Origin of the sequence: Paenibacillus hemerocallicola, from assembly GCF_006265175.1 — a bacterium.
Classification (GTDB): domain Bacteria; phylum Bacillota; class Bacilli; order Paenibacillales; family NBRC-103111; genus Paenibacillus_AB; species Paenibacillus_AB hemerocallicola.
This window is the reverse complement of record NZ_VDCQ01000011.1, coordinates 85852-109383: the sequence shown is the minus strand read 5'-3', so window position 1 is coordinate 109383 and position 23532 is coordinate 85852. Positions and strand designations below refer to the sequence as shown.

24 protein-coding genes are annotated in these 23532 nt (G+C 54.5%); 1 reads left to right on the top strand and 23 read right to left on the bottom strand.

The features are described from left to right. Window positions 1–230: 230 nt before the first annotated feature. Window positions 231–1028 (bottom strand): helix-turn-helix domain-containing protein, encoded by a 798-nt coding sequence (locus FE784_RS10490; protein ID WP_139602153.1) that lies wholly within the window; start codon window positions 1026–1028, stop codon window positions 231–233. Between the two features lie 119 nt (window positions 1029–1147). Further along, window positions 1148–1495, bottom strand: a complete 348-nt coding sequence (locus FE784_RS10485) for a winged helix-turn-helix transcriptional regulator (protein ID WP_139602152.1) — start codon at window positions 1493–1495, stop codon at window positions 1148–1150. Between the two features lie 174 nt (window positions 1496–1669). On the opposite strand from FE784_RS10485, the gene FE784_RS10480 reads away from it, so the two are divergent. Continuing rightward, window positions 1670–1786 carry an NmrA family NAD(P)-binding protein gene (locus FE784_RS10480; RefSeq protein WP_139602151.1) on the top strand — a complete coding sequence of 39 codons (117 nt, stop codon included), beginning with the start codon at window positions 1670–1672 and terminating at the stop codon, window positions 1784–1786. 207 nt (window positions 1787–1993) lie between these two features. Here FE784_RS10480 and FE784_RS10475 read toward each other — a convergent pair whose 3' ends face one another. The 21 genes from FE784_RS10475 to pyrF all read right to left on the bottom strand — a co-directional run bounded on the left by FE784_RS10475 (window position 1994) and on the right by pyrF (window position 23492). Continuing rightward, entirely contained in the window at window positions 1994–2938 is a 945-nt protein-coding gene (locus tag FE784_RS10475; RefSeq protein WP_139602150.1) for a cytidine/deoxycytidylate deaminase family protein, read from the bottom strand. Window positions 2939–2955: 17 nt separating this feature from the next. Continuing rightward, the gene (locus tag FE784_RS10470; protein ID WP_139602149.1) at window positions 2956–3951 is read right to left on the bottom strand and encodes a cysteine peptidase family C39 domain-containing protein; all 996 of its coding nucleotides are present in this window, start codon (window positions 3949–3951) and stop codon (window positions 2956–2958) included. A gap of 3 nt (window positions 3952–3954) precedes the next feature. Further along, window positions 3955–4863: a helix-turn-helix transcriptional regulator gene (locus FE784_RS10465; protein WP_139602148.1), complete on the bottom strand. Its 909-nt coding sequence runs from the start codon at window positions 4861–4863 to the stop codon at window positions 3955–3957. A gap of 147 nt (window positions 4864–5010) precedes the next feature. Further along, window positions 5011–5199, bottom strand: a complete 189-nt coding sequence (locus FE784_RS10460; RefSeq protein WP_139602147.1) for a hypothetical protein — start codon at window positions 5197–5199, stop codon at window positions 5011–5013. A gap of 171 nt (window positions 5200–5370) precedes the next feature. Continuing rightward, complete coding sequence (locus tag FE784_RS40770; RefSeq protein ID WP_176706103.1) at window positions 5371–5523, bottom strand: hypothetical protein; 153 nt, start codon at window positions 5521–5523, stop codon at window positions 5371–5373. Next, on the bottom strand, window positions 5504–6394 hold the full coding sequence (locus tag FE784_RS10455; RefSeq protein WP_176706102.1) for an RNA polymerase sigma factor: 891 nt from the start codon (window positions 6392–6394) through the stop codon (window positions 5504–5506). Before FE784_RS10455 ends, FE784_RS40770 begins: the two co-directional genes overlap by 20 nt. Window positions 6395–7187: 793 nt before the next feature. Further along, window positions 7188–8798 carry an AraC family transcriptional regulator gene (locus tag FE784_RS10450; protein WP_139602145.1) on the bottom strand — a complete coding sequence of 537 codons (1611 nt, stop codon included), beginning with the start codon at window positions 8796–8798 and terminating at the stop codon, window positions 7188–7190. A 139-nt stretch (window positions 8799–8937) separates the two neighbouring features. Beyond that, complete coding sequence (locus tag FE784_RS10445) at window positions 8938–9942, bottom strand: ABC transporter substrate-binding protein (protein ID WP_176706101.1); 1005 nt, start codon at window positions 9940–9942, stop codon at window positions 8938–8940. A 181-nt stretch (window positions 9943–10123) separates the two neighbouring features. Beyond that, window positions 10124–12679 (bottom strand): OmpL47-type beta-barrel domain-containing protein, encoded by a 2556-nt coding sequence (locus tag FE784_RS10440; RefSeq protein WP_139602143.1) that lies wholly within the window; start codon window positions 12677–12679, stop codon window positions 10124–10126. Window positions 12680–12949: 270 nt separating this feature from the next. Then, window positions 12950–13603, bottom strand: coding sequence for an ABC-2 transporter permease (locus FE784_RS10435; RefSeq protein ID WP_139602142.1), 654 nt, complete (start codon window positions 13601–13603; stop codon window positions 12950–12952). Next, entirely contained in the window at window positions 13584–14456 is an 873-nt protein-coding gene (locus tag FE784_RS10430) for an ABC transporter ATP-binding protein (protein ID WP_218103764.1), read from the bottom strand. Before FE784_RS10430 ends, FE784_RS10435 begins: the two co-directional genes overlap by 20 nt. After that, entirely contained in the window at window positions 14456–14836 is a 381-nt protein-coding gene (locus FE784_RS10425; protein WP_139602140.1) for a GntR family transcriptional regulator, read from the bottom strand. Before FE784_RS10425 ends, FE784_RS10430 begins: the two co-directional genes overlap by 1 nt. 369 nt (window positions 14837–15205) lie before the next feature. Next, window positions 15206–15718 carry a GNAT family N-acetyltransferase gene (locus FE784_RS10420; protein ID WP_139602139.1) on the bottom strand — a complete coding sequence of 171 codons (513 nt, stop codon included), beginning with the start codon at window positions 15716–15718 and terminating at the stop codon, window positions 15206–15208. Between the two features lie 134 nt (window positions 15719–15852). Next, on the bottom strand, window positions 15853–16638 hold the full coding sequence (locus FE784_RS10415) for an arylamine N-acetyltransferase family protein (RefSeq protein ID WP_139602138.1): 786 nt from the start codon (window positions 16636–16638) through the stop codon (window positions 15853–15855). 103 nt (window positions 16639–16741) lie between these two features. After that, window positions 16742–17650 carry a sugar phosphate isomerase/epimerase family protein gene (locus FE784_RS10410; protein ID WP_139602137.1) on the bottom strand — a complete coding sequence of 303 codons (909 nt, stop codon included), beginning with the start codon at window positions 17648–17650 and terminating at the stop codon, window positions 16742–16744. Beyond that, on the bottom strand, window positions 17647–18705 hold the full coding sequence (locus tag FE784_RS10405; protein ID WP_139602136.1) for a zinc-binding dehydrogenase: 1059 nt from the start codon (window positions 18703–18705) through the stop codon (window positions 17647–17649). Before FE784_RS10405 ends, FE784_RS10410 begins: the two co-directional genes overlap by 4 nt. Continuing rightward, window positions 18702–19397 carry an orotidine 5'-phosphate decarboxylase / HUMPS family protein gene (locus tag FE784_RS10400; RefSeq protein ID WP_139602135.1) on the bottom strand — a complete coding sequence of 232 codons (696 nt, stop codon included), beginning with the start codon at window positions 19395–19397 and terminating at the stop codon, window positions 18702–18704. Before FE784_RS10400 ends, FE784_RS10405 begins: the two co-directional genes overlap by 4 nt. Before the next feature lie 27 nt (window positions 19398–19424). Next, on the bottom strand, window positions 19425–20468 hold the full coding sequence (locus FE784_RS10395) for a TolB family protein (protein WP_139602134.1): 1044 nt from the start codon (window positions 20466–20468) through the stop codon (window positions 19425–19427). 34 nt (window positions 20469–20502) lie between these two features. Beyond that, the gene (locus tag FE784_RS10390; RefSeq protein WP_139602133.1) at window positions 20503–21372 is read right to left on the bottom strand and encodes a sugar phosphate isomerase/epimerase family protein; all 870 of its coding nucleotides are present in this window, start codon (window positions 21370–21372) and stop codon (window positions 20503–20505) included. A gap of 733 nt (window positions 21373–22105) precedes the next feature. Further along, on the bottom strand, window positions 22106–22744 hold the full coding sequence (gene pyrE / locus FE784_RS10385) for an orotate phosphoribosyltransferase (protein WP_139602132.1): 639 nt from the start codon (window positions 22742–22744) through the stop codon (window positions 22106–22108). A 16-nt stretch (window positions 22745–22760) separates the two neighbouring features. Next, complete coding sequence (pyrF, locus tag FE784_RS10380) at window positions 22761–23492, bottom strand: orotidine-5'-phosphate decarboxylase (RefSeq protein WP_139602131.1); 732 nt, start codon at window positions 23490–23492, stop codon at window positions 22761–22763. Window positions 23493–23532 lie beyond the last annotated feature (40 nt).

The following is a 23532-nucleotide window of genomic DNA, read 5'->3' as shown; positions in this document are numbered from 1 at the left end:
CATATCACTTATTATATAAACCAGATTCAATAGACGTCCATATTCCGCACCCGTGGATTTTCGCATAATCGTTTTCCAAAACAAGGGAGCGTGTTCTCTCCGGGCTCAACTTGCCAACACGTCTGTTGCCGTCACGCGAAGCCGCTAGCAGTCATCATGTTCTCACCCTTCTCAATAAATGGTTACCCAGTTTTACTTTCGTTTCTACCTCCTTATTTGGCAGCTTCACGCTAACGCGCGTTCTGACGCGTAACCCGGTTGAGAAAATTGTTCATCAACAGGGGAAGCGATATCAGGATGGGAGGATCGTCTTGACGCGGAGGGTAAAGCATCACTTCCTGATGCGGGACGGGAGTAAACGGTTTAACAACTATCGGTTCTCTCGAGCGGGTGCGCAGCGTCGTCTTCGGGAGCAGGATGTCGATCGCCTGCATTTCCCATGATACCGAGGTAGCCATCAAGTAATAGGTGCCCGGTTTGACGCCGGTAAAGCAAAAATCGCCCAATGAAGATAACAGCGTTCCGTACAAGGGGAGGCCTTCCGGTATCGGCTTGGCAAATAATCCGATCAGGATGACGCCCTCGAAAGGACTCGTCGCATGGATCGTTCCATGTAATCGGCCATGCTGATGGAACACGGGGAGTGATGTACGCCAATCGTCAAGTTGCTGCAGCGAACGGAAATAATGGTCCGCTTGTATCGTCGAGTTTCGAAATTGGGACGGCGTCATGCCTACCCGTTCGGTAAACCGGGTCGTAAAGGTTCCCAGGCTTTGCTGTCCGATCTCCAGTCCGATATCGCGAATACTCAAATTCGTGCTCAGCAGCAAATCTTTAGCCTTCTGCAGTCGGAGGGCAGATACGTAATATAAGGGCGAGAGGCCGATTCTTTCCTTGAAAATGCGCGTGAAATGATACGGACTGTAGGCTACATGTCTGGCCAGCCGGGCAAGCGGAAGCGGTTCATAGATGTTTTGATGAATATAGGCAATCACCTCGTCTATTTCGGTAACCAAGGTCGTCTCCATACTTACACCTTCCTTCATCCATAAACAGAACATGAGTTCGTATTCAGTCTACCATACTTTTGGTCCGGATGGAATCATGAAGTGTGTTGAGCTTTCCATATGCCTATCGTCGCCCCGTACTAATGGTCGCCTGCTTGCTGCAACGGTTTCGCGTTCCATTTCTCTCCCCAATGGCGCATTTTCAGCAAAATTTCGCCGTATTCCTTGCCGCTCTCCGTAAGAGAATATTCCACGCTGACCGGAACTGTCGGAAAAACTTGGCGGTTCAGAATCCCCCATTGCTCCAGGTGGCGCAGCGTGTCCGTCAGCGATTTGATGCTGACGCCGCTCAAGTTTCTCCGCAGCTGATTAAACCGCTGTGATCCTCGACACAGCTGGGCTATGACGAAATATGACCATTTGCCGCCGATTACTTGGATCGCCGCGCTGATCGGTCCGTAGCAGGGAAACTCCGCGTTATGCTCCAAATTCAAAACCCCTCCTTACTATTCGTAAGCTGGTCTGCAGGAATAAAGCATATATAAATGAAGTGCGCTCTTATGCAAGTATAGCATTTGACTTATGCTCGTGATAGGGCAACCGCGAAGCTATTCATCAAGCTTGCGTCCGCTCGACCTATCGATCATGGGAGGAACGACAAAATGAGCGCACGAAATAAAACGATTCTGGTGTTGGGAGCAACCGGCCAGCAAGGAGGATCGGCAGCCCGGCATCTGCTGCGGGACGGCTGGAACGTACGCGCCTTCACACGCGATTAGTCGAGCCGTGCGGCACAGGAACTTGCAAGAGAAGGCTGTATCCCGGTCTCACCCGCTTCGATGCCTGGCTGGAGAAAAAAGGCAAAGCCAAGTTTATCGCATTGGACGCAGACGGGGCTCAGTAGTGCGTGATCCTTGCAAATAAAAGGCTGAACCGGCACTATTTGCAATCAAAGAGGACCCGCTCCATTTTACGGATCGGGTCCTTCACCTCAAAGAAATGTCGCCGTAACGGTTATCGATCGTTTCCCGCATCAACCGCTTGATCCCTCGAATAGCCCGCTCCTCGGCTTGCTGCGCTTGAATGAGCAATGGAACGAGGGACGACGTATGCCCGTCCGACTCCAGCATCAATCGGAACAAGCGCGCAACCCGGGAATATCGTTCGGCGATCTCTCCGCTTTCCTGCCAACGGCTGCGGATTATACCGGCATACAGCCCGAGCTGGCGTTTCGCCGCGGCATAACACTGCAGCACTCCCCAAGCTCCTTCCGAATCGTATTCGCCAGACCGGAACGCTTGAATCAGAGCCTCATAGGCGTTGCGTCCGCAAGCGTACTCCGTCTCCGGGAGCATGAGATCGTGCGACTCCCATTTGTAAACGGCTTGAAGCAACGATTCCTTCATCATTTCGCGCTCGTCCAACTCGATGCGGTCTTCCAGCACCTGGTAATACCAGTATGGCGATTCGTTGAGCCCGAACTCGGCATATTCCAACGATTTATACCCGTCGCTACTCCCGTCGGAGTAGTACAAATGCCCGCTCTCGTCATTATAGCCGGTCGCGATGACGAAACCGTCTTTCCATATGACAGCCCCGATTCCGCGATCTATCGAATCCTTAATGACGGAAACCGCATGTTCCCGATACATGGGAAATGTAGCGTCAAAGCTGAAGCCGGCCTGCTGGGAAGACGTAATCCCGATAAAATCGGCGGCCAAAAAGTTTTCCGCGACCCAGTTATACGCCGTCGGAGATTCCGAAGTCAGCCTCCGGCTCACCACAAAGCGGAATGCCGTCGCCGTAAGGCCCGACAGCATCGGCTTGGACCAGGACATCCACCCTTTGTGCGACAAAATCCCGTGCAGGGCGTCCGTATAAGATTTCGCCTCAATGGTCATCCTCAAGCCGGTCAAAACCTTTGTCCCCATCCGCCATCACTCCCTTCTTACCTCGGCGAATGAACGCCCCATCTCGGCAAGGTCGAACGTTTCCGGTCCGGAAATCCGGTGGAAATGCTCCGGAACCGTTCGACCGCCTCTCCCTCCAACCGTTCGGCCGTTCTCAATATGCCGCACAGCTCTTCAATTCCGCTCCGCTTGATACGCACGGAACCGTCCCGGTCCTCCATGAAGCCGGGAATCGGAGAAACGAGCCGGACTAGCTCGCCATATAGAACGGCCGCCTCGTTCAATCGGGGCAGCGTTCCCCCTACATCTTGCAAGTAGCTCTCAATCTCATTTCGCGCGTACAGATAGGAATTCAATATATAAACGGCTCCACGCTCGTCGTATTCGCCTTTTTCCAACCCGTCGATCAAATAGGCGTAAGCAAGCTTGCCCGAAGCCATCTCCGTGTCCGGCAGCGTTTTGTGCGGAGTATCCCAGTCGCAGACCGCCATTCTCAGCGATTCGAGTACTCTGTCGCGCAGGTCGATCTGGACCCGATCGCCGAATAGCTGGACATACCAGAACGGCGTGCTGTTAATTCCGAAATTATCGTACAGCACGATCTGACTTTCCGCCGAACGTCCGTCCTGAATGAACAATACGCCATCCTCGTCATCGTAGCCGTGAATGACTCCGAATTCCGGAAGCCAGTACACGACGCCAAGCCCCCGGTCCAAACTGCGCTTCACCGATCGCAGCGCTTCCTGCCGGTAATAGCGGAATGTCGGATGTCTGACCCGCCCTCCGTCCGTTTCCGTAAAAACGCCCAGATTATCGACGGCCGGCCGATGCTCCGTGCCCCACTGCCCGTACGCCGAGACGGACATCGGCAGCAGCCGCTTGTGGACGGAGCATTTGAACGCCATGCCGCTCAATCCGGACAGTCTATATTTCGGACCTTCAAACAATCCTGCCGCGGTCAAAATCGCATGCAGACTGTCGGTAAACGACTTCGATTCCCGCTTCATCGAGATTTGCAGCATTGCACCCGACATCGTTCACTCCTCCGATTCGTTCGTGTTCAGCCGGTCCAGCGCGCTTCGGCACTTGACGCTCAGCCTCTCTTGCAGCCATTTCGGCGCCAGCAGCCTCCTCCATTCCGACACGAGCAGATGCTGGAGGAACGAGTCGGCATCATAAAACTCGACCGCATACACCAGCCCATCGACGGGGCGTATCGGAAATCCGTTCCACGACGCGCCTTTGCAGGGCTCAGCCAACAATACTTTGGCCACGAACGGTTTTTTTCCGGACGCCTTATTCTCTTCCGCCGCCTCGACGGCCGTATACTCGAACGTTTCCTCCGTAACGGCCGCCTGTCCGATCCCGTCCAACCGCAATACGAGTTCCTTACGCTGCCGCTCGCAATAGGAGACGACATAGTCGGCATTATAGCGCGAAACGAGCCTAAGCGGCCATATTCGCAGCCGGGCCGTTTCCGCCTGATCGTTGTAGGCGATGTGGACAACGCGTCGTTCGCGGATTGCCCGGGTCAACAGCTCGAAGTTTTGTAGCAGCAGCGGATTCGCTTCGAAAACGGGCAAGCGTCCGCAGCTATCGGAATCCTCCTCATCGGTAAACCGATCGAGCAGATGAGCGATGCGAGTGACGACCGGCGCATTCTCGTAATCGTATTGCCGGTAACGAAACGCGAGAAACTTTAGCACCTTCTTCTCTTCTTCCGTCATATATAGCAGAGGCAGCACGTACGTTTTGTCCTCGTAGCCGTAGCCTCGTTTTTGGGCGATATATTGCAGCGGCGCGCGCAAAGAATATTCCAAATATTCGATATCCCGCTGGGCTTGCCTTCTTGAAATCTCGAATTGCTCCGCAAGCCGGCTGCTGTTCGGATAGTTCCCCTCGCGGATTTGCTGGTCGAACCACCGGATCCGGTGCATATTGCTCATGCCTGGAACAGCTCCTCTCGACCGGAATGCATGCCATCACCTTGTGCAAGAACTATTACAACATTTGCAACCGCGAATAGGCAAGTCCTTCTTGAAAACAAAACGTCCCGTTCCTGGCAAGGAACGGGGGTCGCAGCTCCTTGCATGTCAGCCGCTAACGGCGTCTACTTTGTCCTGCGGGGCTCCCGAGCAGCGTTTGCACACTTTGACGGCTTCTCCACCCGATGTTGTGCGCGGATACAGCAGCTTGATTCGGGTATTGGCGCAAACGGGGCATGTCCCTCTTCCCCGCGAAGGCATATTCCAGAGGGCACGTCCCCTTTTCGTTTTCGGCATGGTCCAATCCTCGTTTCTCTATAGGGTTGTCGTGTTACAGCTCCAGTATAAATGAGCTGCTACGACATAAAATGTCGTAGCAGTATCGATTTGCATCCTAAATCCATATAAAATCAAATCGTTTTATTGCACAAAAAAGAGGCGGGCGGCACCCGCGCTCTCACCCGTAACTTATTTCATCATTCTGGTCCGGCGCGCGCCCGTGCCGCATTCCCGGACCTGCAAATTAAGAAACATCGCTTGCAGACGCAGCAAATCCATTCTTGCCTCATATTCCGTCCCCGGCTTCGTGAGCCTCTTCTTGTCATAATATACTGCGAACAAGCGCATCCTTCCTTCCATTATCGTATCGTTCACCGACCTTCTCCGAGCGTTGAATCGGACTTTCCCTTCGAGCCCTTTCCTTAAGCGGTTTCTCCGGCTGTTGGCGCTCTCGATAAGTACCGAAAAATGGCCTTTGCGACTTCAAGACCGAATATGGCGGCGGACTTTCCAGCGTGCAGAGCGGTGCATGCGGAGGTTCGATGCGATCCGGCGCGTATGTCTTTCCATGTCGTTTCGGGCTGCCGTACAGGCCGACCCTTTCAAGGATGGTCGGGGGTTGCGGATTCCTGCACCCTTTTTCTTTATCATTACGGGCATCGGATTCCGCGGTTTCATCTTCAGCCGTTCGGACCGACAGATCGTATTGGGGGAAATACGACGCCAGCGTCTCCGCTAAAGTTTTTCTTGCCCGGTACACCCATTGATCGACCTGATTGCCGGAGCAGTTCAAATGCACTGCCGTCTCCTTTGACGAATATCCTCTCCAATATCTCAGTATGATCGCTTTTCGCTGATTATGCGGAAGACGTTGCACCGCTTCTTCGATTTTTTCCAGCTGCACCTCGTTCAAACCGCTGCGAACGTCCCCTTTCATCTTATTCAGCAACGCTTCGACCATCGTCATATCGATCGGAATCGGATATTTTCGACGCAGCTTGTTTTTGCTTACATAGGCGATCGTCTGGCATATCCAGGCCCGATATGCTTCCCCTTCCTTGTCGCGGGGGGATTTTCGCAGGACGATCTCGAACGCCCTGTCCGCAATTTCTTCGTAATCGCCGAATTTCAATCGTCGGCCGATCCGGTCCGCTTCTTGCTTGGCTATGCGAAGTACCGCTCTCGGGAGCCACATGGTTCTGAAATGCTTCATACTTTCGTTCTCGTATCGTTGTTGCCGGATACTTTCGAGCAGGTCGTCGAAATCGATATGCCTCATCCTTTCATTGCCGGCTTCCGCGGCGGTTATTTCCCCTCACCTTATAAATGTGTTGAAAGGAACGAAATCTTATCGCTTTCCTGCAATTTTTCGAAAAAAACGTATAAACGTCTTCTTGCGCTTACCTTTGATAGTACCATAATACGAACTAATGTTCTATCAACCGATGTGAATTCCTTGTGCAAAATGCAGAATCGTTGGGTCGCCACTAAAACTAAGACAGAATAATTGGGAGGACTTTTGATGACGGGGGGCAGTTCGTTGCAGTAATAGAGGAACTGTATTCCTTTATTGTCCCGTATTCCGTTATACTCCCGAATATAACGGAGCAGGCTTCCGTTATTACAACCATTCGGGGTGATCATGATCGTGAACAGCGGTATAGCGGAACGGTTTTCCGTTATTTTGCTATCGACATTGATATTGGGATCCATAACATTCGCCGGTTCCGCTATTTGCTGAATCGCGGTCTCGCTAACGCCGGCAAAGGCCGTCAGGATGTAGCAAACGCCCTCCGTCTGCGGAACGCCTCATCTGTCGAACCATCCGCTTCTTTTCCAAACGTTCTTGTAAGCCGAGATCGATAGGACCGTCGAAAGCACTGCCCTGGAATGCGGATACGAGAACGGCTATTATTAAGCCGCGTTTTTTCCAACAAAATGAAGATGAGCCCGTCCGAATACCGGAGAACTCATCGTATTGGATCCTTTTGCAGCTCCTTTCGCTCTCATGTGGCCAGCAGCCTGACCATTTCATCCAAGTGGCTTTCCAGCGTGATCGGATCGTACAAGCCCCATTTGTGTTCCACGATATACGCGCGACCGTTCCGTACGGCCGGCAGACTGCGCCAAAGCTTGCTGTTCAGCATATTCCGGGCCCATTCCAGCGCCAGCTCGTCCGATGGCAGCGCGAGAAAAACGCGATCGCCCGCGTAATCCCCGATCGCTTCCAGCTCGATCGCCGTCCAACGGAACGTTTTATGCTTCCCGATCAGCGACTTGACCTTCTCGGGAGGCGCGAAGTGCAGCGCCCGGTACAAAGTATAGCCGAAGTTGTGGGCCCCGTATACGAACAGCTTGCGGTGGGAAGTGTCATAAATGAACGCCGTTGCCGTCTCCCCGGCCCGCACATGCGAAGCAAGCAGCTCTCTTGTCCGTTCCGCCTTCGCTTCATAACTCTCGATCCAACGTTTCGCTTCCTTCTGCCTGCCCAGCAGCTCGCCGATTTTCGTTAGCCGGTCATTAATGTCGTCGAACCAATCGAATTGGACAGCCGGCGCCACTTTGGCGAATTGCTTGAACTGCTGCCTCGGAATGAAACTTGGCAGGATAATCAGATCGGGCTTCAGCTTCAGCATCGTCTCCGTTTCGAACGGCTCCTCGATGCCTTGCACGCCGTCCGCCTCCGCTTGAAACCGGTCCAGCAATGCCTGGTACGTTCCGACCGGCTTGATCCCGAGCGACAGCACCTCGGCCAAATATTGCAGCGTAAGAATGCGGGGCTCGGACATATTGCTATGGGCGTAATGCTTGGGAGACATGCCGACCGTCTGTTTGAACCGGCGGCTGAAATAATACTCGTCCCGGAAGCCCGCTCTGGCGGCTATGTCCTTCAACTGTTGGCCGGGCATTACAAGAAGCGCTTTGGCGCGATTGATCCGCAGCTCGGTCAAATAATCGATCGGGGTCGTACCTGTCAACGATTTGAACAAAGCATTATACTGCCAGCGGCTGATCCCCGCATCCTGGGCCATTTGCTCGATCGAGATTTCTTCGTGATACGATCGGTGCATGTACGCGATCGTCCGGTTTACGGCCTGAGCCGCATCTTCCCGCGACACGCCGGGCCGGTTTTGCTCCAGCAAGCTCGCGACGATCTCCTGGAAGCGGACGTTCGACTTGAATGATTCCAACGCGCCATTATGATGTCGGTTCCGGTACAATTGCTCTACAAACTCGGCCATTCGCCAGAAAGGCTGAAACCGGACTTCTCCCGTACAAAGCAGCTCTTCTACGGTCCCTCTCGTACATGACGAATCTCCCGGCGTATCCGCTTCGAAATAAACCCGATAGGCATCCAAAACATTCGATTCGGCGGACTCCAGTTCGATGATCATGCCGGGGACGAGCACGAAGCATTGGCCCGGCAAGAGCGGACGCCGCACCCCGTCGATCGAAATCGTGCCTTGACCTTTCATAGTCGTCAGCAGACAATAAGTGCTCAGCAGCATTTTGTCGGTGCGCGCGCCGGAAAGGAGGCTCGTAAACTGGACGGCAGACAGATGGAATAAGAGCGGCCTATACGGAAACGGCGTCGGGTGCTGGTCAGTATGGTTCATCGAAAAGCCTCCGTAATTGAAAATCGTTCTCAACAAAGTATAAACGATAGGAACGTAAAAAAGAAGCCTGTCATGGATAGACAAGCTCCTACTTTGGTCGGTGAACTTTTTCCTCGGATGCCCCTGATCGGGTTGTTCCTTATTTCATGAGCAGCTTAGGCATTTCATCCAACAGCCAATCCAGCGTAATCGGATCGTAGAACGACCATTTATTGCCGACTACGTAAGCTTTGCCGTTTTTGACCGCGGGGAGGTTTTTCCAGACGGGCGAGCCGAGGAATTGTTCGGCCGCTTTCTTGACGTCGGGATTGCTGTCGTTTACGACGATAAAAATTCGATCGCCTGCATAGTCCGGCAAGGTCTCCTCCGAGATTGTCTGCCAGAGCGCATCTTTATTGCTCTCGAACAGTTTGGTCGCCTTTTCCGGACGGACGAATCCGAGCGCATCGTACATGGTCGAGCCGAGCCGCTGGTTTCCGTAAACGTACAGCTTTTTGTCCTGGAACAAGACGAACGCCGTAGCCGTTTCGCCCGGTTTGACATAAGGCTTAAGCTGGTCCCTCTTCTCTTGCGCTTTCTTGTTGTACTTGGCGATCCATTCTTCCGCTTCCTTCGTTTTCCCCGTAATGTCGCCCAACGTCCTGAGTCGTGTGAAAAGATCGACCGTGTAGCTGACGACTACGGTCGGGGCGATTTTCGACAATGCTTCCACGCCGTTCGGTTCCAAGAAGTCCGGCACCAGAATCAAATCCGGATTCAGCGACAATATCTTCTCCAGGTTTGGGTTCACGCCCTGCCCACCGATATCCTCTACGCCCTCCAGCTGTTCCTTGGAAAGAATCTGGGTCGCCGTGGCGTAATTCGTTCCGACCGCCTTAACGCCCAGCGCAGCCGTCTCGGCAGGAAAATAGTGCGAAACGATTCGCTGCGGCTTCGTCGGAATGGTAACGTCCCGACCTTTCGCATCTTTGATAACCCGAGTCGCCGGCTGAGCGGGAGCCGTCTCTTTGGGCGCGCTCGCCGCAGCCTTATTTTCTCCGGCTTCGCTCTTTGGCGCTTCGGACTTTGCTCCGCAGGCCGCCAGCAGCGAGCCCATGATTACGACGGCGCATAGCAAAGCAATAGCTTTTGTCAATCGTTGCAAGTATGTCCCCTCCGATATGATAGTGATTCTCATTTTCATCACTATTCCATAGTAAGCTACGCGCTACGGACGAGACAATGGATTTTTTGTTGGTTTTTTTGCATTCTTTTTGGTTTGCGGCGGCCGTGAGGGATCAAGAAAAAACCGGAGCGACCGCGGCTCCGGTTCAAGAACAGTCCATTTACGGTTGAAGCGCCGTTACGGATTGCAGAAACAGGCGGACATCTTCACGGGTGAACGAACCGTCCCCGTCCGCATCCAGCCTGGCGTTGGCAGCCGTTACGACATCGACGATATCGACTTTCCCGTTGCCATCCATATCAACGAAATAGATCGTTCTCGGGCTCTCGCTATTACCGGCCTCATCTTCGCTCCAATACGCGATCGTATGCATTCCGGTCATACCCAGCGGAACGGAATTCCCGGTTTGAATGATTCCGGCATCGATACGGTAATAGGTGCCCGTCAGAACTGATAGGGTGTCTTGACCTTGCAGACGCAACAACGTTCCGTCGGGCGACAAGCGAGCCGTCGTGACCGGCGGCGTTTTGTCGATGATGACCGAAATGGTGTGCGGCTGTTCGGCATTCCCTGCCGAGTCCACGCTCCAGTATTCCAGCGTATGGATTCCTTCGGTTGTCAGCTCGACCGTACGACCGATCCGCGCCTCGGAGCCGTTCAATCTATAGTAGGTTGCAATATCTTCTACCGATTGGTTGTCCTGCGAGGTCAACATTACCGTCACATCTTGATTGGACGGAACTGTCGGCGCATCATCAGTCGTCGCCGGCGGTATTTTATCGATCGTTACGGTTACTGACTGTGGTTCCTCGACATTGCCTGCACGATCCGCGCTCCAATACTCTACGGTATGGATTCCGCTCGTCAGAAGCGTGACGGTTGTTCCGGTTTGCTGAGCTCCGCCGTTTACTTTGTAGAATGTAACGGCAACCCCGGAGCGTTCATCGTTTGGCAAGAGCGTTATCGACACATCTTGGGATACGATGCCCAATGGAGCATTATCCGTAGTAACCGGCTTCGTCTTGTCGATGGTGATGGATCGGGTGTGCGGCTGCTCGGCATTCCCCACCACGTCCACGCTCCAATATACGAGACTATAAGTCCCTTCGGAAGAAAGCTGTAACGTGGTGCCGAGCTGCGCATTCGAACCGTCAACGGAATAATAGGTCGCGATTACCACGGAAGTCGAATCGTAAGTTACGAACGTTACCGTCACATCCTGGTTGACAGGAGACGCCGGAGCATTATCCGTTGTGACAGGCGGAGTCTTATCGATCGTAAACGAGATGGTGCGAGGCGCTTCGATATTGCCCGCCTGGTCGACGCTCCAATACTCGATATGATGCGCCCCTTGCTGCTGAACCGTGAAGGACCTGCCGGTCTGAGTCGCTCCGCCGTCGATCTTGTAGTGTGTAGTAATCGTCCCTGTAAAGTTGTCCGTCGGCGATAACGTTACCGATACATCCTGCGATACGATCCCCGATGGAGCATTGTCCGTTGTGACCGGCTTCGTCTTATCGATGACGACCGTCGCAGATCTAGGAGACTCTACGTTTCCCGCCGCGTCCTCGCTCCAATACGTAAGGCTATGCGATCCTTCGGATACCAATGTAATCGCGCTGCCAATCTGCGTTTCCGACCCGTTGGCCCTATAATAGGTGGAAAGGACACCGGAAAGAGAATCTGCTCCGGTCAGCGTTACCGTCACATCGCGATTGACCGGACTCGCAGGCGCATCATCACTCGTTACGGGAGCCGTACGGTCCACGCGAATACCCGTCACGCTAGCAACCGCACCGTTACCCGCGTTATCCGCGGCGCTTCCCGTAACGCTAATATTGCTGCCCTCGTCCTGGATAACGACACCCGGTTCGCAAGCGGCTACTCCGGACATAGCGTCCGCGCATTCGAAAGCGATCGAAACCGGCGAAGTATACCAGCCCCTGAGATTCGTTCCGCTTACGACGCTGCCGCTAATCGTTGGCGGGGTCGCATCCCGTTTCAGCGTTATCGACTTGGAGCCCATCCCTTCCGACGTAAACGCCGTACAAGTAAAGACAGCGCCGGCCGTATCGGTGCTTAGGGTCGAAGGATCGCAGCCCGTGTGGCTCAGGATCGGTCTGCTCGAGCTCCAATTCAAATGGACGTCCGACCGGTACCAATCGTTGTTCCCCATCATTCCCGTTACGGTCGGAGAGATCTGGATGTCATTCGAAACGAGCAGGGTTCCCCGCAAAAAATGATTGGAATCGAAATTTCGGCCGGAAATGCGGAAACCGTAAGAACGACCCTCGTATACGGGAAGAACGAACGCACCCGAACCGGCAAAATCGCCGCCGACCCCACTGTCAAACAGCGTGACGACTTGCTCCGTATTGTCGGGCTTTTGGGAGTAAGCTATCACCTTGGCTGATGCCATAAACCATGCATGAATACCGCTGTAGTTCCATTTGTAGTAAACCGACCCCGTTACCGTGGACATGGTGCTGTACGTCCACTCGCTTCCGCTCCATACCGCGCTGTTGTTATAATCGTAAGTGAATCGCATGTCGCCTGCCGGGCCTTCGACAGGTATGGCCGCAACGGTACCCGGGCCGGTTGCCGTCCAGCTTTGACCGCCGGAAAGCGCTAATCCGTCATAGGCTGCCCTTGCCGAACAGACCAGCAGCAGCGCGAAAAACAAAACCGTCGCGCCGGTCCTGGCTTTCCATATCAAAGTTATTCACCTCCTTTTGTATGATTTACTACAGGGATAATTCGACATTTATTACCAAAGTCCTATGGACGCTCAAAAAATATTTAAACAAAAATTGTGTTGACATTCCCTCAATTAGTCTTATGTAGCGGGCCAGTACAGTTATGAATCGGGTATGGCGCACCTCATTATTTTGATAGTCCATTGGTCCCCATTTGCCGCCATGCCGATTTTGTACGGAAACAAATAAAAACCGTCCAAATAAGGACGGTCACCAACCGATCGCGTTTCTTAAACGTTCTTTCGCTCGAACAAGTAAACGGACATCTTCCAAGATACGATCAGCAGCGTCAAGCAGCCGCCGACCGCCCACAGCAATATAATAGAAAGCTCTGCTTCCATAACGGTACGGATAAATGCACCGGCGTTCGCACCGCTCCATTCCATAATCCGGAGAGCGAGGACGCCGGCTCCGCCGACGGCAAAAATCACGATAAAATCGAGCACCTGCGAAATTTTGGAGCCGAAAGCGAAAAACAGCGGGAAATAGATGGAGTAAAACAAGAGCAGTACCGCAATCGCGACGGCCATCGATTTCAGATCGAACCAAGGCAATTCTCCCTCCGGAAGAACGAGACCGGCCAGCAATCGCCATATCGCCGTCAGACAAAACGCCAGCGCCATAAACATGAATATTCCCGCGTATTTCGAGGCGACTATATCTTTTCTGCGCAAAGGGAACGACACGAGCATGCGCCCGTTGTTGTTTCTCTCGTCCATCTTGCTTGCCACCACGATAAGAAAATGGCTGAAAATGGCCGCGGGGATCGACATCGGCAGCCCTTCGAAAGCACCGAGCAGGAAAAAGACAAATCCGACAAAAACGAATCCCAACCCGATAAACCGCTTCTGAATGCGGAGATCTTTAAGAAGCAGCTGGACCATTCCGGCTCCCCTCCTGCGTGTAAACGATAATGTCGTCCAGAGAAGGCTTCTCCACGATAAATGGACTTTCGAACGTATCGGCGGACACGTATTGCTTGGAGAGAAGCGCTTCGAAGCCGAGTGCGGTCTGCCGCAAGCCCTGGAAAGGAAATCGGTCCGCTTGCAGCAGAGCGAGCGGTCCTTTCACGAGCACGTACGATTCGAGCAGCTCCTCCTTCGTTCCGCAAAACTGCAGCCGCCCGCGCCCCATATAGAGGATGTAATCCGCGATCCGCTCCAGGTCCGTGCTGATGTGGGTGGAAAACAAAACCGATTTGCTGCCGTCGCGGATATACGCGCTTAAAATCGATAAAATTTCCCTGCGGAATACGGGATCGAGCCCCGAGGTCGGCTCATCCATGATCAACAGCTCAGGTTCATGAGCCAAAGCGGCGGCCAGCGCAAATTTCGTTTTCATCCCCTTCGACAGATCGCGGATTTTTTTTCGTTCGGGAAGTCCGAACTGCTGCAAATGCTGTTGAAAGACCGCATCGTTCCAAGTCGGATAAAACGACGCGATTATTTTTTTCATCTCCCGAATGGAAAGATGGTTGTAATAAAAATCTTCGTCGTAGACGAATCCGATACGCCGCTTAATCTCGCGTTCATGCTCGCGGTACGATTGGCCGAACAGAAGCACCTCCCCCGCCTTCGGACGAATCATGTTCATAATCGAGCGAATGAGCGTTGTCTTGCCCGCTCCGTTCGGACCGATCAGACCGGTTATATATCCGCTCTCCACATGGAAATTCAACTCCCGCAGCGCAAAATCCCCGCTGCTTACGCTGCATTGCCGGAATTCGACCACCCGCATCATTCGCGCTCCTCACCGTAAAATAGTTCGATCAAACTCGCCAATTCTTCCTTCCTTACACCCAGCGCCTTGCTCTCGGCAACGATACGGCGAATCCCCTCCTCCAGCTGCCTGTATTTCACTTCGCGGATCGACTCCTTGTTTTTCTCCGAAACGAACGTGCCCTTCCCCGCCACCGAGACGACGAGTCCTTCCTGCTCCAGCTCATCGTAAGCTCTCTTGGTCGTGATGACGCTGATTTGCAGGTCGTGCGCCAAATTGCGGATCGACGGCAGCGGCTCGCCTTCCCGGAGCTGACCGGACAAAATTTGCTTCTTGATCTGTTCCTTGATTTGCGCATAGATCGGCTCTCCCGATGCAAGCGATACGGAGAGGTTCATGGCATCTACTCTCTTTCAAAGGTGTTCATGTCTGTGTATATCGTATATGAACAGTATATATGATTATAATAACATGTCAAGGAGAGCTTTATTATGAATCCAAATTTTTTCCCTTTCTCCGGCTTACAATTGCGATAAGAAAAACGTCTATCGACGTATTCAAAGAGGAGCGACCGCGATTTAGAGGATGTTTTACTTGTTTTACTTGGTTCAGAAACTCGCACTTCGCTTTAACGCTTTAGCGAAGTTAAACTTTCCGAATCGATAAACCAAAACGGCAGCCTTGAACATGAATTCATGTCCGGGACTGCCGCGTTGTACTTTACTTTACATTTGAAAAGTGCACCTTTATCGACGATTACCGATTTGCTAAAAAAACGAAGGCGGGTACATCAACACGCCTCGAATCCGGCCGCCCGCTCCCTCCTTCAGCTCGTATACCATGAACACATCATCGGACACTTGAAATTGCTTCAGCTCGAATCCGTGCGCTCGCGCGGGCTTAAATCCGAATTTGGGATAATAAGTCGGGTGTCCGATCAGAAACACGAGTTCATAGCCCATTGCCGCACATCGTTTTAGTCCTTCTTGAATGAGTCTGCCGCCGATTCCTCTCTTTTGTTCGCTTGGCTTGACCGCAATAGGCGCAAGAACGATGACTTCATGATGCCGATCCCCGTCCACAACTTCGGCTTTGCTGAATAGGACATGTCCCACAAGACGTTGATGTTCCTCCGCCACGAGAGACAACTCGGGAATAAACTGCCCGGACAATCTGATGGTTTCGACCAGTCGGGCTTCGTCTTCCCTGTTCCCGAAAGCCGAGAAATTTAACTGAAACACTTGCTCGTGGTCACCGGCTCTTTCCGTTCTGATCTCCATATGCAATCCCCCCATTCATGACTTGCTTTCGTGTTTAGTGTACCTTGCAAGACAGAAAACCGCACGAAAAGCGCTCTACAGAATAGAACGCCATTATCATGCGGTTCGCTTCGGGCTATGCCCGAACAAGCCGGTTAATCGAGTATAATGCCGAAATAGGCTTTCAGCGCTTCGTCATACTCTTCTTTCGTTTGCGGCTTGAAAGCTTGTACGCCTTCGGACGTAAAAATGCGGAATTCGTCGCCGGCTATCGTATTGCGCCCTTCTTTCGTACGGATAGCCGCCATGGCGCCGCTGACGAATATCGAATCCGGAGCATGCTCGCACCAGTAGCTGGCCATCACATAATCCTGCGGCAGCTGCGGCTCTTCGGTGAAGGAGTACAGCCGGCTCCACTCGCCGTGCTTCCATTCGCACAGCATCCAGCCGAAGTAGGAATCGCGCTCCAGACGGTACAGCTCATTGCCCTGCGCATGCTCCAAACGTTCGACGATCCGGATCGGCCGACGAGGCACGATTCCGCCTACGCCGACGTCGCATAAATAGATATCCCCGCCCGCTTCGACGCCCAAGACATGATGCCGGCGTTTCGGAGGCGGATTCGGCTCGTCGCGCCAAAACCGGGCGAAATAGTCGGTAACCGCATAGCCCAGCTCTCTCAGCAGCCAGCCGAATAAGGCGTTAAGCTCGAAGCAGTAGCCGCCGCGGCGTCGAATGACGATTTTTTCATAGAGCTTCTCCACGTCCAGGGAAAGCGGGGTACGGCGCAAAATATCCAAGTTTTCATAAGGTACCGTATGCAGATGGCAATTTTGCAATTCGGCCAGAGCGTCGGCGCTTCCGTCCAGCGGACCGTTATAGCCGATGCGGTCGAGGTATGCCCGAACTTCGGGCTTTAAGTTTGCGCGATGATCATACATGCGTATATCCGCTCCTTCCCGGTCCGGAGTAAAACCGGAGGTATGTGTCCACATCATATCAAGATGCCGCGCATTCAACAAGACCGGAAAGACCGCCGTTCGGTTACGACAAATATTCCCCGACTTTCCTTCGCAAGAAGCGCACCGATTCGGCCATCTCCTCCAAGCCGTTGACTCCGTCCTCGACGGAGATCCAATTGCGGAAGCCTTTCTCGCGGAGCACGCCGAAAATGCGGTCATAGTCGTTCAAGCCTTTGCCGATAACGCCATGCGCAAGCGCCTCGGAATACCCTTTAAGCGTATAGCGCTTCAAGTCTTCCGTCGAATAGCCTTCCTTCAAGTAGCGATCGCTCGCATGCATCGTCAACAGACGGTCCTTGACGCGCTCCAAAAGCTCCAGTGGCTCCTCCCCCGCCACAAGCGCATTGGACGGATCGTAATTGACGCCGAACCAAGGGGACGAAATGCGACCGATGATGTCCAGAAACAGCTCGGATGCCTGCGCAAATTCCGGTTGCTCCCACAAGCCGTCCTTGTAATGGTTTTCCATGACGAGATGGACGCCGCGGCCCGCGGCATCAGGCAGCAGCGCTTCGATCGCCTGCACCGTCCAGCGGATTCCGTCCACCCTGCTCACGCCGGGCCGTTTCTGTCCGGACAATACCCGGCAGCTGCGGAATTCGGGCGGACCGAGAACCGCCATAACCCCGATCATCTTCTTCATCTTCTTCAGCTCGTTCTCCCGATAGGAGGAATCGGGATGCGTGAAATCGGGCGACGAGCACATCATCGGGATGTCCAGACCTTGGCGGTCGGCCGCTTCCTTGATCCGGAGCAAATAGGGCTCATCCGTCCGCTCCAGAAACAGCGGGTACAGCTCCAGACCGTCCGCTCCGAGCGTGCCGGCCTGCTCGATCCAGTCGAACAGGCTCAGCGAGCCGTCGACCAGCTCGTTCATGAACCCTTTCGGAAAAACCGCTATTTTCGCCTTTGCGCCTTGCCGTTCCGTCATCCCTTCTCCTCCTCTCCGGAATAGGGCAGCAAAATGGATTTGGCATGGACAAGCGAGTCCATCTCGTCGAACGCCCGCTTCCAATCGTCGATTTTGTACGACTTCGTCATCGGCAGCGGATCGATCTCCCCTCTATCCATGAGCAGCAGCACCTTTTCCCACATTGGCCAATTGTGGCTGAACGAGCCTTGCAGACGCGCCGCCTTCTGAATGAGCGGGTCGAGCGAGAAGCCGACGGGCGCCGGTCCCCAGCCGATTTTCGTAATTTGCCCGCCGGGCCGGACGAGCTCGACGCTCTGCTTCAAAGTAGCGGAAATACCGACCGCGTCAATAATGAGGTCGGGTCCGAAACCGTCGCCGTATCGGCGTATTTCGTCGACGACATCCGCTTCTTCCGCAACCAGCGTCCGGTCGGCTCCGAAACGCTTCGCGACATCCAGTCTGCCCCTGTCCTTGCCCGTGCCGACGACGGTTATCCGGCCCGGCGAGTACAGCTTCGCGATCTGAACGGCCATCAGCCCGATCGGCCCCGGGCCGAACACGACGACCTCGTCGCCCGGACGAATGTGCGAATGATGGGCGACTGCGTTGTACGCGACGCATGCCGGCTCGGTCATCGCCGCGGCCTCGAAGGAGACGCCGTCCGGGATGCGGTGGCAGATCGCTTCCCGGGAGCGTAAATATTCGGCCATCGCCCCGTTCTCCAGTACGCCGTAGCCGCGCCTGTCGGGACAAAGGTTGTACAGTCCGGTGCGGCAGTAGACGCAGCTTTCGCATACATAAGCCGGAGTCTCGCTGACGACTCGATCTCCTATGCGAAAGCGGGTCACCTCCGGCCCCGTTTCTGTGACAACACCGGAGTATTCGTGACCGAGCGTCACCGGACGGTTGACCGGAAAACCTTGCGAATCGTGATACATATGCAGATCGCTGCCGCAAATTCCGGCGGCCATTACCCGGATGATGATGTCCTTCGGACCTGCGATGCGCGGGGCCGGTACGTCGCGCAATTCTACCCGGCCCGGTCCGTCCGCATAATTGACAACCGCCTTCATGGCGTTCCCTCCGATTCGGCTTGACCTTTCACTTCGGCCACTACGCGACGCAAGATTTGCAGCAGCTCTTCGCGATTCGTGCTCGGCTTGAACTCCTTCTTGTCGATGACGAGAGGCGCGCCCAGAACGACAAGCGGCGCACCGCGCTTCGGCATTTCCGCCGCCTGCTTGATGGAAAGTCCGCCTACCGCCTGTACGGGAATACGAACCGCGCCTACGACCCGATCCAGATGATCGTACGGCGTCCGCTCCGGATCTTCCCCTCTCTCGTCGAAGCCGGTATGGACGATGATATAGTCCGCGCCGTTCGCCTCCAGCATTTGCGCGCATGCGACCGGATCGGGGGCGGCCATAATGTCGCCCATTACGGCAATGCCGTAATCGTTCGCCGCCCGAACGACAGCCCGTATCGTGGCCGGATGCGCTACGCCCATCACGACGACGTGCGTCGCTCCCGCCTTTGCCATCATCTCGGCTTCCAAGTACCCGCCGTCCATCGTCTTCAGATCGGCTACGATCGGGTGGTGCGGAAACGCCTTGCGCAAGGCGGCGACCGCATGAAGTCCCTCGCCCAGCAGCAGCGGGGTTCCGGCTTCCAGCCAGTCCACTCCTGCCTCCACGGCAATCTCGGCGATTTCGAGAGCTTCCTTTATGTTCGTCACATCAAGCGATATTTGTACGATCGGATTCATGGCGGCTCTCCTTTGCGGCCGTGGCCGTTATATTTCGACTATGCCTACCCATAGTCGGTTCTCTTCGTCAGCGAACGTGAACGACACTTTGCGGCTGTCCGGACTGAATGCAGGGTGCGGGTGACCGGGATGCTCCTCCCACCTGCGGACTTCGCACAATGGCCGCGATGTTCCGTTCTCCGCATCGACCAGTACGATTTTCGAACCCTGCTCATGGGTGTCGGCCACGACCCAACGGTCGTCAGGACTTGCAGCAGCGTGCCAGTACAAATAATCTCCGTTCAGGAAGCCTGAGTTTTCCCCCAATTTATCCACCCAATAAATACCGGTAGGCTTGAGCGGACTCGGATCATATTTGACGAAATAAAGCCGTTCCCCGCCGTACGCCCACATTTCGTGACCGACATACTCGACATGTGTGCCGTCATCCAATCTTTTTTGCCGGTACAAATTTTTCGCCTCGCCCGTACCGCTGTCGACCGCCCAGATCCGATCCGGAATATGCTCCGTCTTCCCTTCATGGGCGTAAAAAAGCAGATTCCGGTAAATCGGATTGATCATCGCATGGTTGGCGACATCGTACGGTTTGGCAAATCCGGGCGATATCGCTTGCCGGATGGCGCCTGTCGATACTTCGACGCTGCCGATCACCCATTCCCCGCCCCGCGACCAGTAGATACCGATCGTGGATCCGTCGTTCGTAATCGAAGGCGGCCCGTGGAATTCGCTTCCCTCCTCGAGCAAGGTTACGATTGAATGGCTCATCGTGGTCAAATCGACGCATCGGAGCGCTCTCCCATCGATGTAATACAGCTTGTCGTCCGAAGAGACGATGCCCGCTCCCCATCCCGCATCGTCTACGATCGATTGCGATCGGCCGCTATCCGTATCGAACAGCACGTACCGGCACCTTCTGCTCTCGTCGATATGCGCGCTGAGCACGAGACGACGGCTGTCCGACAGCCACGTATTGGCCGTAAAATAATGCTGACCCGTATCGCTCCCCGTTCGTCCGATCGCCTTAATCGTCCGACCGGTCCATTTGTCGCATAATGTTCGCACTTCAAGCATTTCGTCCAGACCTCCTTATTCGCGGCTGGCTGCGCTAGCGAAAATACCGGACAAGATGCTCGTAGGCTTGCCGGATTCCTTCCCGCTCCCGCTGCACGCTTCCTTTGAAATCGTGGTCCTCCAACTCGATGCAAATCGCGCCTTCGTAGCCGGCACGCTCCAGACCTTCGGCGACCCGCTCCCAGCTCACCTCCCCCCGTCCGGGTATCGCATATCGCCAAAAGCCGCCGGAGTGACTGTACTTGACACCGAACGCCGGGGACAAAATGCCGGATTCGTACCGTTCCTCCGCAAGAAGAACCGTATCTTTGCCATGACAGTGGAGCACCCGTTCACCGAATTCGGACAAAGCCCGCATATAGTCGATGCCGAGCCATACGAGATGGGAAGGATCGTAATTGAGACCGAAATGTCCGGACGGAACCGCCTCGAACATCGCCCGCCACAATTCGGGCGTACAGCCGATCGTCGGGTAGTGGGGGCCCGGCCCGGGCCAGCCTTCGATTACGATCGACACCCCTTTCCGTTCGGCGTGCCCGATCAGCCCGGGGAATGCATCCTTCCAGATGGCGAACGATTCCCGCTTTGGCATCGTCGAGTCATCCGGCACGAGACACATGAACATCAGCTTGGCGCCAAGTGCTGCGATATCGTCGATTTGACGCGTGAGCGACTGGAACGCCGCCTCGCGCTTCGCTTCATCCCGGGATAGCAAAAACCTCGTTTCCTTCGCATCGACGGAGCCGATCTGCAGCCCGTGAAGGTCGCATGCGCGCTTCATCTCATCCGTAACCGTTCCGACATCGAGCACCTCGAGTCCGAGCCCGGCCGACCATTCCACGGTATCGGGGAATGGCTGCCCGGCCATTTGACCGGGAATTCGCGTTCCGATTTTCCAGCTCATTGAACATCCTCCTCCCTCTTCTGCAGCTTTCGTTTCCAGCAAGTCCGTCCAGGATGCTTCACTCTCGGAACTGTCCTGAACGATGCGTCGACGGCTGCTCCGATATAGTACTGATACGCGGTGCCGATCTTGGATTAACTATATCGCGATTTAATTTAATCATAAAGTTATATGAGGACAATTGTAAAGATATTTCCATAAACTACGAAAGCATTAATCGCGTACAAGCTGGGGCGTTTTGGCTGGCATGGCAACACGCTGCCTGTTTATAGCGGCACTGGATTCCGTTATGGTTTCGATATTTGTTACATTTCTGAATATAACGGCAGAGGCTTCCGTTATTTCCATCTCTAGGGGGAAATTGGGCAGTGAACAGCATAATAGAGGAATGGTATTCCGTTATTTTTCGGTCGATGCTCGTTTGGAGCTTCATAACATACACCAGGTCCACTATTTTAATGAATAAGCGGTTTCGTACGTGCCGGCAATGGCGACGAGCCCTCACTCCTCATCTCAGATGCCATGTATGCGCATCCGTATCGAATAACACTGCCGTGAAAAAGTAGCCCGGGCACGACACCCGGGCAATAACCATCCGCGCCTCTGCGAACGTACGCCAAGCTCATTCGGCTATCGTTCCTGAAATATTTCTTCAATGAAAAGACCGTATGCGTTCGACTGTTCAAGTCGTTATCGCATACGGCCGATTTTCTGTTTCTATTAGATTAGCTTCCTACACCCCGTAACCGTCCGGATTCGTCCGCCACGATTGCAGCAGATCCACGTCTTCCGCCGGAATTTTGCCCAGCTTCACGGACACGTCGATTAGCGCAGAGTAGTTGGACAACGAATCGAATGCGAAGCCCGCCTCGTTGAAATTTTTGGACGCCTTGTCCAGCTGATAGCTGAAGATGGCGATAATGCCGAGCACCTCGGCTCCCGAGTCGCGCACCGCCTGAGCCGCTTTGACCGAGCTGCCGCCCGTGGAGAACAGGTCCTCGATCATGACGACCTTTTGTCCCGGCTTCACGACGCCTTCGATCACATTTTCTTTGCCATGCCCCTTCGCCTTGTCGCGGACGTAAATCATCGGCAAATTCAGCTTTTGCGCGACGAAAGCCGCGTGAGGAATCCCGCCGGTCGCGATGCCCGCAAGCACCTCAGCATCGGGATACTTCTCGCGGATCATTTCGGCGAAGCCGAGCGCGATCAAATCGCGGACCGAAGGGTGCGAGATCGTGATCCGATTGTCGCAATAAATGGGGGACTTCATACCCGACGTCCAAGTAAACGGCTGTCTCGGGCGCAGGCTGACCGCGCCGATTTCAAGCAAAGCTTCGGAAATTTGTTCGTCCAAATATCGCAATGTCATGGGAATGATCCTCTCCTTATACGGTTATCGATTCGACGATTTGTTCGAGCGCTTGCCGCGGATCTGCCGCCCCCGTAACCGGACGTCCGATCACGATGTAATCCGTCCCTTGGGCAAACGCCTCCTGCGGAGTCATGACGCGGGACTGGTCCCCGATCGCCGAGCCGGCCGGCCGGATACCCGGCGTGACGGTGGCGAACGAATCGCCGCAGCGTTCCTTGATGCGGGTCACTTCGAGCGGCGAGGCGACGACGCCGTCCAGCCCGGATTGCTTGGCCATCGCCGCATAACGAAGCACCGCTTCCTCGATCGGCCCGGCAATGCCGATCTCGTCGTTCAACACCGGCTGGCTCGTACTCGTCAGCTGCGTAACGCCGATCAAAAGCGGCTTGGCCGCGCCGGCACGTCCGGACATCGCCTGCTCGACGCCTTCGCGAGCCGCCTCCATCATCGCCCGTCCGCCCGCGGCGTGAACGTTGAACATGTCGACGCCAAGCCGTGTAACGCTGGCCGATCCGCCTTTCACCGTGTTCGGAATGTCGTGGAGCTTCAGATCGAGAAATACGTTGTAGCCCGCTTCCTTCAGCCTGACGACGAACTGCGGCCCTGCCGCATAGAATAGCTCCATTCCTACTTTCATGTAGCAGGGAATGCCTTCCAGCTGCTTGAGCAGTCGTTCCGCCCCTCGTGAATCGGGAAAATCGAGAGCGACGATGATCCGCTCTACCGGACTGCTTGTCGTTTTCATAAGCCGAAGCCCTCCTTGACGGATATGTGGTCAAATGACA

What these genes read in the sequence shown, in the direction of transcription:
- pyrE (WP_139602132.1), bottom strand. Translation starts at nt 22,744, where the DNA reads ATGACATTGCGATATTTGGACGAACAAATTTCCGAAGCTTTGCTTGAA.
- FE784_RS10435 (WP_139602142.1), bottom strand. Translation starts at nt 13,603, where the DNA reads ATGGTCCAGCTGCTTCTTAAAGATCTCCGCATTCAGAAGCGGTTTATC.
- FE784_RS10475 (WP_139602150.1), bottom strand. Translation starts at nt 2,938, where the DNA reads ATGGGGACAAAGGTTTTGACCGGCTTGAGGATGACCATTGAGGCGAAA.
- FE784_RS10455 (WP_176706102.1), bottom strand. Translation starts at nt 6,394, where the DNA reads ATGAAGCATTTCAGAACCATGTGGCTCCCGAGAGCGGTACTTCGCATA.
- FE784_RS10420 (WP_139602139.1), bottom strand. Translation starts at nt 15,718, where the DNA reads ATGGAGATCAGAACGGAAAGAGCCGGTGACCACGAGCAAGTGTTTCAG.
- FE784_RS10430 (WP_218103764.1), bottom strand. Translation starts at nt 14,456, where the DNA reads ATGCGGGTGGTCGAATTCCGGCAATGCAGCGTAAGCAGCGGGGATTTT.
- FE784_RS10465 (WP_139602148.1), bottom strand. Translation starts at nt 4,863, where the DNA reads ATGAGCAATATGCACCGGATCCGGTGGTTCGACCAGCAAATCCGCGAG.
- FE784_RS10395 (WP_139602134.1), bottom strand. Translation starts at nt 20,468, where the DNA reads ATGCTTGAAGTGCGAACATTATGCGACAAATGGACCGGTCGGACGATT.
- FE784_RS10425 (WP_139602140.1), bottom strand. Translation starts at nt 14,836, where the DNA reads ATGAACCTCTCCGTATCGCTTGCATCGGGAGAGCCGATCTATGCGCAA.
- pyrF (WP_139602131.1), bottom strand. Translation starts at nt 23,492, where the DNA reads ATGAAAACGACAAGCAGTCCGGTAGAGCGGATCATCGTCGCTCTCGAT.
- FE784_RS10490 (WP_139602153.1), bottom strand. Translation starts at nt 1,028, where the DNA reads ATGGAGACGACCTTGGTTACCGAAATAGACGAGGTGATTGCCTATATT.
- FE784_RS10405 (WP_139602136.1), bottom strand. Translation starts at nt 18,705, where the DNA reads ATGAAGGCGGTTGTCAATTATGCGGACGGACCGGGCCGGGTAGAATTG.
- FE784_RS10390 (WP_139602133.1), bottom strand. Translation starts at nt 21,372, where the DNA reads ATGAGCTGGAAAATCGGAACGCGAATTCCCGGTCAAATGGCCGGGCAG.
- FE784_RS10410 (WP_139602137.1), bottom strand. Translation starts at nt 17,650, where the DNA reads ATGACGGAACGGCAAGGCGCAAAGGCGAAAATAGCGGTTTTTCCGAAA.
- FE784_RS10415 (WP_139602138.1), bottom strand. Translation starts at nt 16,638, where the DNA reads ATGTATGATCATCGCGCAAACTTAAAGCCCGAAGTTCGGGCATACCTC.
- FE784_RS10450 (WP_139602145.1), bottom strand. Translation starts at nt 8,798, where the DNA reads ATGAACCATACTGACCAGCACCCGACGCCGTTTCCGTATAGGCCGCTC.
- FE784_RS10470 (WP_139602149.1), bottom strand. Translation starts at nt 3,951, where the DNA reads ATGTCGGGTGCAATGCTGCAAATCTCGATGAAGCGGGAATCGAAGTCG.
- FE784_RS10480 (WP_139602151.1), top strand. Translation starts at nt 1,670, where the DNA reads ATGAGCGCACGAAATAAAACGATTCTGGTGTTGGGAGCAACCGGCCAG.
- FE784_RS10460 (WP_139602147.1), bottom strand. Translation starts at nt 5,199, where the DNA reads ATGCCGAAAACGAAAAGGGGACGTGCCCTCTGGAATATGCCTTCGCGG.
- FE784_RS10400 (WP_139602135.1), bottom strand. Translation starts at nt 19,397, where the DNA reads ATGAATCCGATCGTACAAATATCGCTTGATGTGACGAACATAAAGGAA.